The following is a 9,169-nucleotide window of genomic DNA, read 5'->3' on the forward strand; positions in this document are numbered from 1 at the left end:
GGCGGCCCGCGGAGGGGACGCGCACCCTGCGGCACTCCGTGCAGGCCCGCAGGACGGCCGAGCGCCTGCGGGCCGCGTACGCGGCGAAGGCTCCCTTCTGAGACCCCCGCCCGGCCCGCCGCGCCGCACCGCGCGACCGGCCACTCCCCCGACCAGGCGTCCCGCCCGGTGACCCCACCGGCCACGGGACGCGCCCGGCCACCGACACGACCGCCCAGGAGGCACCCGCGTGACCGCCGACTTGAGCACCGCCCCCGCGCCGAGCGGTGAGGACGCCCTCTTCCCGCCGGGCGCCCAGATCCTCGTACGGGACGAGGTGTGGCTGGTGCGCAACGCGACGCGGACCGAGCACGACGGGGTCCGGGTCGAAGCGGTGGGCGCGTCGGACTTCGTGCGCGACCAGGAGGCGGTGTTCTTCACCGCCCTGGACCGGATCGAGCTGCTCGACCCGAGGCGCACCCGCCTGGTGCGGGACGACTCGCCGAACTTCCGCCGCTCCCGCCTGTTCCTGGAGGCGGTGCTGCGCAAGACGCCGCTGCCGCAGGCCGAGCGGGGCCTGGCGCTCGCGGACTCCTTCCTCCTGGACTCCCTCCCCTACCAGCAGCGTCCCGCGCAACTCGCCCTGTCGGGCCGCAACCTGCGCCCCCGCATGCTCATCGCGGACGTCGTCGGCCTCGGCAAGACCCTGGAGATCGGCCTCACCCTGGCCGAGCTGATCCGCCGCGGCCGGGGCGAGCGCATCCTCGTCGTCACCCCGCAGCACGTCCTGGAGCAGTTCCAGCACGAGCTGTGGACCCGGTTCGCGATCCCGCTGGTGCGGCTGGACTCGGTGGGCATCGAGCGGATCCAGCGGGAGATCCCCGCGGGCCGCAATCCGTTCACGTACTTCAAGCGGGTCATCGTCTCCATCGACACCCTGAAGAACACCGACCAGTACAAGCACCACCTGGAGCGCATCAACTGGGACGCGGTCGTCATCGACGAGTCGCACAACCTCATCAACAAGGGCTCCCTGCGCAACCAGCTCGCCCGCACCCTCGCCCCGCACACGGACGCCCTGCTGCTGGCGTCCGCGACCCCGCACAACGGCGACGCCCGCTCCTTCGCCGAGCTGATCTCGCTGCTCGACCCGGCCGCGATCCGCGACCCGGAGCACTACCGCGCCGACGACATCAAGCACCTGTTCATCCGCCGCACCAAGGTCAGCCCCGAGGTGCGGGAGCAGATGAAGGGCCAGTGGGCGGACCGCGGCCCGTCCCGTTCGATCCGGGTGGCGGCGACGCCCGCCGAGGAGAAGGTCTTCGAGGAGCTGGCGGCGGTCTGGCTGCCGTCCGACGGCTCGAAGTCGGTCAGCGACGTCCCTCTCTTCCCGTACACGCTGCTGAAGTCCTTCCTCTCCTCCCACGCGGCGCTGAAGGCCACGGTCACCACGCGCATCAAGACGCTGGAGAAGAAGGACGACCCGGAGGCGACGGCCGCCGAACGCGCGGCCCTGCACCGGCTCCTGGAGCTGGCGTCGGACATGACGGAGGCGGACTCGGGCAAGTTCGGGGCCCTGCTGGAGCAGCTGCGGGAGATCGGCGTCGGGCCGAAGTCCGACACCCGGGTCGTGGTCTTCTCCGAGCGGGTGCAGACCCTGGAGTGGCTGGCGCGGACCGTGCCGGCCGCCCTCGGCTTCAAGGGGAAGGCCGCCCAGGAGGCGGCCCGGGTCATGCACGGCGGCCTGTCCGACGAGCAGCAGATGCAGTGCGTGGAGGACTTCGGCCTCGCGGACACCCCCGTGCGGATCCTGTTCACCGGCGACGTCGCCTCCGAGGGCGTCAACCTGCACCGCCAGTGCCACCAGCTCGTCCACTACGACGTGCCCTGGTCGCTGATCCGCATCGAGCAGCGCAACGGCCGCATCGACCGCTACGGTCAGCCGCACCAGCCGCAGTTCCGGGCGCTGATCCTCACCAGCTCCGTCGACGGCGCCAAGGACGACACGCTCGTCTCGGAGCGCCTGCTGGAGCGCGAGGCGCAGGCGCACCAGGCGCTGGGCACGGCGGAGGCGGTGTCGGGCCTGTACCGGGCGGAGGCCGAGGAGAAGTCCCTCGTCCAGGACCTGCTGCGGGGCCGCACCGTGGACGAGTCCCTGGACGCCGACCGCACGTCCGGCGCCGACGACGGTGACGGCGTGGACGACTTCCTCGCCGACTTCTTCGGCGCCGTGAACGACGAACCGGAGGAGGACGCCGCCGCCACCTCCGACGCGGGCGGCGGCGACGGCACCGGGACGGTGCCCAGGGCGCACGTGCCCCGACTGTTCGCCTCCGCCCGCGAGTTCCTCGACGAGGCGCTGCGCGAGGTCTACCCGGACGCCCACGACCGGCTCGACCTGTCCACCGACCCCGAGACCGGCCTGCTCTCCTTCGTCCCGCCCTCCGACCTGGTCCACCGCCTCAAGGCGCTGCCCCCGGACTACGTCCGCGAGCAGGGCCTGCGCGACCGCCTGAAGGTCACCTTCAACCGGCGGCTCGCCGACAGCAGCCTCACGCGCGCCCGCGCCTCGGCGACGTCGAGCTGGCCCGACATCTCCCTGCTGACCGACCTGCACCCGGTCATGGAGTGGCTCACGGACAAGGTCCTAGTCCGCCTGGACCGCCAGGAGGCGCCGGTCCTGACCGCCGACGTGTCCCGGCCCACCTACCTCGTCCAGGGCATCTACTCCAACGCCCTCGGCCGCCCGACCGTCGTCAAGTGGATGGCGGTCACCACGGACGGCGAGGTCGACGACGACATGGTGGCGGTCCTGCACCGCGCCCAGGTCGGCTCGACGATGGCCAACCCCGGCCTCGACCACGACACCACCCGCCTCGCCGAGGCGATCCCCGGCGTCCTGGACACCGCGGAGGCGTTCCTGGAACGGCACCGCGAGGCGTGGGACGAACCGCTCAGGGCCCCCATCGAGGAGTACAAGGCCCGCCTGGGCGCGTGGGAGCAGCCGACGCTGACGGCGGGCGGAGGCTCCGCGCCCACCGCCACCCGCGACCGTCTCGCCTCCCTCGCGGACTCCCTCCTCACCACCGGCCGCCCGATGCTGCGCGTCCTGGCCGTCCTGGCCCCCGCCACCGCCCACGCCGCCTGACCGCATCCCGCAGAGGTTCACGAAGATGACATTCGACTCCCTGGTCAACCGCGGCGACTACTTCTCCGCGCACTACCTCGCCGAGGTCCTCCCCAAGGACCTCAAGTCCGGTCTGCTCGCCCAGTGGAAGCAGCGCGAGGAGGACGCCGCCGGCGCCGAGCGCCCCGAGGGCGCCTTGCCGGTCACTCCGCGCGCGGGCCTGCGGGCGCTGCGCCGCCCCTACTTCGCTGCCCGCTCGTACTTCACGATGGACGAGGAGCACGCGGCGACCGGCGACGACGCCGTGACGTACGACGCCCCCGAGTGGCGCGACCGCGTCCGCGCGCTCAACGCGGAGGTGCTGCACGCCCTCGGCTTCGACGCCAAGCCGGGCACGCTCACCGTCGTCCGCGCCGACCAGTCCCACGAGGTGACGGTCGCCCACTCGGAGAAGGACCTCGTCGCCCTGGACTGCGGCTGGTCCGCCGAGCCCGACGACGCCCTGGACCCCGACGGCGCCGGACGCCTCCTGGACGAGCTGCGCCTGGACGGCCAGCACACCCTCACCACCGGTTCCAAGCTCGCCTCCTTCCTGTTCGCCTGCGAGGACGCGCCGCGCTACGTGCTGCTGCTGGTCGGCGGTGTCGTCGTCCTCGCCGACCGGGCCGCCTGGGGCGAGGGCCGCTACCTCGCGGTGTCGCTGGACACCGCGCTGGAACGCAACGACACCAAGGCGGGCGGCGAACTCGACACGGTGGCCGCCCTGTTCGGCGCCGACTCGCTGCGCACGCCTGAGGAGGGCGGCGAGAACCCCCTCGCCACGCTCGTCGACAAGTCGACCAAGCACGCGGTGGGCGTCTCCAGCGAACTGCGCGACGGCCTGCGGCTGAGCGTCGAGCTGATCGCCAACGAGGTCCTGGACCGGATCCGCGAGGCCGGCGTGCGCCCGGAGGAGGTCAAGGAACTCCCCGAGCTTGGGCGCCAGTTGACGCGGGAGTCCCTGCGCTACCTGTACCGGATCCTGTTCCTGCTGTACGCGGAGGCCCGCCCCGAACTGGGCATCCTGCCCTCGGACTACCCCGAGTACCAGCAGGGCTACGGCCTCGGCCGCCTGGGCGAACTGATCGCCGAGCGCGACCTGGTCGACGAGAAGTCCCGCAAGGGCTTCTACCTCTACGAGTCCCTGGACCTGCTGTTCCGCAAGGTCCAGGAGGGCCACCGCCCGCGCCGCACCCACGGTGCGGACGCGGAGGCGGCCGACGCCGTGGGCGCGAAGACATCGGAGGACATCGGCCTGCGGTTCGAGCCGCTGCACTCCAAGCTGTTCGAACCGGACGCGATCCGGCTGATCGGCCGGGATGCCGTCCCCGACCCGCGCGTCGACACCGAGGCCGGTGCCGATGCCGATGCCGACGGCGGGGAGCGCTTCATCGACACCCGCCTGCGCAACGAGACGCTGTACCGGGTGCTACGCCTGCTGATGCTGACTCGCGGCAAGAAGCGCGAGCGCGGCGGCTTCATCTCCTACGCCCAGCTCGGCATCAACCAGCTCGGCGCCGTGTACGAGGGCCTGATGTCCTACTCGGGCTTCGTCGCGGGCGAGGAGCTGTACGAGGTCGCGAAGAGCGGCGACCCGAAGGACGGCTCCTGGCTGGTCCCGGCGACCAAGGCGGACGAGTACCCCGACGGGGTGTTCGTCCGGCACAAGGACGAGGACACGGGCGAGGAGCGGCGCGTGCGGTACGCGCCGGGCGCCTTCGTGTACCGCCTGTCGGGCCGCGACCGCCAGACCTCGGCCTCCTACTACACGCCGGAGTCCCTGACCCGGGTGACGGTCCAACTCGCCTTGCAGCACCGCCTGGACCAGGACGACACGGTCACCGAGGCGCGCGAGATGCTGGACTGGAAGATCTGCGAGCCGGCGCTCGGCTCGGGCGCGTTCCTCAACGAGGCGATCAACCAGGTCGCGGCGGAGTACCTGCGACGCCGGCAGGACGAGCTGGGCATCGCCATCGACACGGAGAAGTACGCGGTCGAACTCCAGAAGGCCAAGGCGTACATCGCCCTGCACAACTCCTACGGCGTGGACCTCAACAATACGGCGGTGGAGCTGGCGGAGGTGTCGCTGTGGCTGAACACCATGCACCCCGGCATGGAGGCCCCGTGGTTCGGCCTGCACCTGCGGCGCGGCAACTCCCTGATCGGCGGCCGTAGGGAGGTGTACTCCGCCGAGCGCCTGAAGAAGGGCGGCTGGCTGGGCACGACCCCGGAACGCTTCCCGCTGTCGGAAGCGCTTGCGGGCACCCCGCTGCCCGAGGGCGCGGTGCACCACTTCCTCCTCCCGGCGAAGGAGTGGGGCGCGGTCGCGGCCGAGAAGGAGGCCAAGGCACTGGCCCCGGAGGAGGCAAAGGCGCTCGCCGCTTGGCGCAAGGCGATCACCAAGTCCCCCAACGCCACGCAGACCAAGCGGCTTCAGGGGCTGGCGAGGCGGGCGGAGTACCTGTGGGGGCTGGTCGTCCGCCGGCTGGAGATCTCCGAGCGGGAGATCTCGCGGCGCATCGACGTCTGGGGCGCGGAGGACGGCTGGCTGCGCTCGCCCGAGGTCGCGGTCCCGAGGGAGAAGGTCAAGGCCGACCTGGAGGCGGTCGACACCCCGTACTGGCGTCTGAAGACGCTGATGGACGCGTGGTGCGCGCTGTGGTTCTGGCCGGTGCAGGAAGCTGCGCTGTTGGACGGTTCGCATGAGTCGTACGCGCGGGCGGCGGAGGTCGCCTCGCAGTCGGCGGGGTGGACCGTGTCGGCGGCCCCATCCCCGGTCCCGGCCCAGTCGGGTGCGCCCGCGCGGGAGACGTATGAGTCGGAGGATCTGTTCGGTGACGTCCAGGTCGTCGAGGTCAAGGCGAAGGGCGCGCGGGGCGGCAGCCGCAAGGGGCAGATCCGAGGCGAGCGCCGCCCGGTGATTCCGTTGGCCTCACTGGACGACTGGCTGGACTTCGCCGAGTCGCTGCTGGGCACGCAGGACGTGGCCGCGGACTCGCTGGTGGCCCAGTTCGACACGCTGGACGAACTGGAGCGGTACGAGGACGAGTTGCCCGAGTGGATGGGCATGGAGCGGTTCACCTCGCTGGAGTCGCGGTATCCGTGGGCAGGGGTCGCTCGGGACGTGGCGGAACGGCAGGGTTTCTTTCACTGGGAATTGGAGTTCGGACAGGTCTTTGCCAGTGGGGGATATGACCTGCAAATCGGCAACCCCCCATGGGTTCAGCCTCGTTGGCTCGAAAACACAGTGCTTGCCGAAATCGAGCCATGGTTCATGTTGGCGGAGAAACCCAGCATCACTGAATGGCGACTCCGGAAGGAAGAGACACTCGGAGCAAGAGAGCGACACCTAAGGTACTTTCTCACTGAACTGACCTCGAATGTCGGCATGGTATCAATGCTCGGCAAGGCCACGACATATCCGCTGCTTGCCGGAACTCAGCCGGATCTCTATCGCGCTTTCATGACCCGCACCTGGACCAACACAGGCACGAAAGGAATGGCGGGACTCCTTCATCCTGACAGCCATTTCAGTGGCGTCAAAGAGGGGCCGTTGCGCGAGGCCGCCTATCAGCACCTTCGCGTACATGCCCACTTCGTCAACCAGCGCAGGCAGCAACTATTCTCCGAAGTTGATAATCACGTGGAGTTCGGAATCCACATCTATGGGACACCGCACCCTGTCTCCTTTGTCCAGGCAGCCTGGCTGTACGCCCCTGAAACGCTTGTCGGGTCACTGAAACATGACGGCAAGGGTTCAGTTCCTGGCCTAAAATTCCAGGGAGATTGGGACCTCCGCCCGCATCGTGCACGCCTTGTACATGTAGACTCAGAGCGCCTCACAGAATGGAACCGCTTGGCTGGGGACGAAGGAATCCCAGACACACAAGCTGCCCTCTTGTATCCAGTCACGACATACGAAGAAGGAGCAATCGCTTCACTCTCTTCCGTGCAAGTTCGCGTCGGCGGATACGACCCCTTCATCACGAGGGGTTTTGACGAAGCGGGCGGCAAGAAGGAGGGATTCATTCGTTGGGAATCTTCAGCTCCCCAAAACTTTTCCGATGTCATCCTTCAGGGGCCCCACTTCGGCGTCGCAGCCCCCTTTAATAAGCAACCCAATATTCCCTGCAAAAGCAATAAAGACTACAGCTCCTGGGATTTGGTAACGCTATCTCCCGACGCCGTGCCCCACACCAACTACGTCCGCGCCTGCTCCACAGAGAGGTACCTCGCCGAGCAGGATCGCTGGGACGACCTTCCCTACACGGAGTACTTCCGCCTCGCATGGCGCGAAATGGTCCCGCCGGCCAATGAGCGCAGTCTGTTTGGAGCCCTCTTTCCACCTGGGCCAGCCCATATCCATGCTGTCCGAAGCATGGCATTCATGGACGACACGATGACAGCACTCACAGCTGGCTTCTGGGCCGCCCTTCCTCTTGACTACCTGATGCGCATTACTGGTCGCGGTCACCTCGATGTGGCAGAGACCAAGAAAATGCCCGCACCTACACCCAAGCACCCTCTGGCCTCCGCTCTCCTTCTCCGCACTCTCCGTCTCAACGCCCTGACCAGTGCTTACGCTCCCCTTTGGAGAAAGCTGTACGACCGAACTTGGCCAGGCTATGAAAACTGGGCCAACCCCGACTGGCCGAACCTCAATCCCCTAGCTGCGGACCTCAAGCCCACCTGGGAGTACGACACACCTCTCCGCACGGAGTACGAGCGCCGGGCCGCCCTCGTTGAACTAGATGCGCTTGTCGCTGTCTGGCTCGGGATCACCGCCGATCAGCTCACAGCGATCTACACCGGCCGCTACGCCGTTCTGTATGAATACGAGTCAGAAATGTACTTCGACGCCAAGGGTCGCAAGATCGCAAAGGCATTCCACACACAGGGGGTCAGCCAGGCAAAGACAGACTACGTGAACCTCATTGCCCACCTGGAAAGCCCAAAAGCCACACCGCCGCCAGAGGGCTATACTTCACCTTTCTACAAGGCCAACCGTGAGGCCGAGATGCGCGCCGCGCACGCACACTTCCAAGCTCGCTTGGACAAGGAGATCGCCGCCGGGCGCTGGACTCCGCCTGGGGGACCTGGGGCCTGAGCACCATTCCTCATAGCGATGGCCGGCGCTTCCCCCTGAGAAGTGCCGACCATCGCGACCGCCGTACAGTTTCGCCTCTAGCCATCAAGCGGGCAACTTACGGCAGCAACGAGTTCACATCGCCTCAAGCAACGCTGCCCATGCCCCTGAGCCGATCTTCAGCACAGGCCCGCCCTGCACTACCTGCTTCGAGTCACGCACGTGCACAGCGGTAGCTTCCACAGCGACCTCAACGCACTCGCCGCCCGCGCCGCTGCTGTAGCTACTCGTGAACCAGCGCAACTCCGAGCGGGGCTGAAGGCTCGCGTCTTCCGTGTTCATAGGTCTCCCAACAGCTTCTGAACGAAGGTCAGTGACTCCGAGGGCGTGAGGCCCTGTGCTCGCAGGATGCCGTACCGCTCCTCGTACCCCCGAACCACCGGCCGCTCACTGTAGAGGTGACTGTGCTCGTTCACCTCCACATAGGCGATCCTCTGCGCCTTGCTCGTCTCCATCAAGGTGAACGGCCCGCCCATTCCGGCATGTTGGCGGCGGTCGGTCGGCATGACCTGGATCTCGACGTTGCGCTGCTGGCCGTAGAGGAGGATCTGCTCCAACTGAGCCCGCATCACCGCGCTCCCGCCCAGTGGCCGACACAGCGTGCTCTCCTCGATGACGAAGCTGATCGTCGGCATGGGCCTGCGTGAGAACAACTCCTGGCGAGCCAGCCGGGCGGCTACACGCTGGTTCACAGTCTCCTCGTCCAGGAGGGGGCGCCACATTTCGAACACCACCCGCGCGTACTCCTCGGTCTGCAACANNGGGATGCGCCGCCCCAGTTCCACCGACGCGACCATGTCCTCGCCGTAACTGAGCTTCGCACCCAACTCCGCCCGCGTCAGCCCCCGGCTCGTCCGCAGCAGCCGCAACTGTTGCCC

Annotated in this window: 4 protein-coding genes; 2 read left to right on the top strand and 2 right to left on the bottom strand. The window is 68.2% G+C overall.

Features of this window, described 5'->3' with window-relative positions:
* The first annotated feature begins 229 nt into the window (after positions 1–229).
* Together B7L92_RS32250 and B7L92_RS32255 are read left to right on the top strand one after the other, a co-directional pair.
* Positions 230–3,127 carry a DEAD/DEAH box helicase gene (locus tag B7L92_RS32250; RefSeq protein ID WP_081240836.1) on the top strand — a complete coding sequence of 966 codons (2,898 nt, stop codon included), beginning with the start codon at positions 230–232 and terminating at the stop codon, positions 3,125–3,127.
* A gap of 25 nt (positions 3,128–3,152) precedes the next feature.
* Entirely contained in the window at positions 3,153–8,252 is a 5,100-nt protein-coding gene (locus tag B7L92_RS32255) for a restriction endonuclease (RefSeq protein ID WP_081240837.1), read from the top strand.
* A gap of 114 nt (positions 8,253–8,366) precedes the next feature.
* Here the strand turns inward: B7L92_RS32255 and B7L92_RS32260 are convergent, their stop codons facing one another.
* A complete protein-coding gene (locus B7L92_RS32260; protein WP_081240838.1) occupies positions 8,367–8,573 on the bottom strand; it encodes a DUF397 domain-containing protein in 207 nt (68 codons plus the stop codon).
* Positions 8,570–9,169, bottom strand: a 600-nt coding sequence (locus tag B7L92_RS32265; protein WP_081240839.1) for a helix-turn-helix domain-containing protein, incomplete at its 5' end; no start/stop codon positions are given. The genes B7L92_RS32265 and B7L92_RS32260, both read right to left, overlap by 4 nt.

The organism is Streptomyces viridosporus (assembly GCF_002078235.1).
Classification (GTDB): domain Bacteria; phylum Actinomycetota; class Actinomycetes; order Streptomycetales; family Streptomycetaceae; genus Streptomyces; species Streptomyces viridosporus.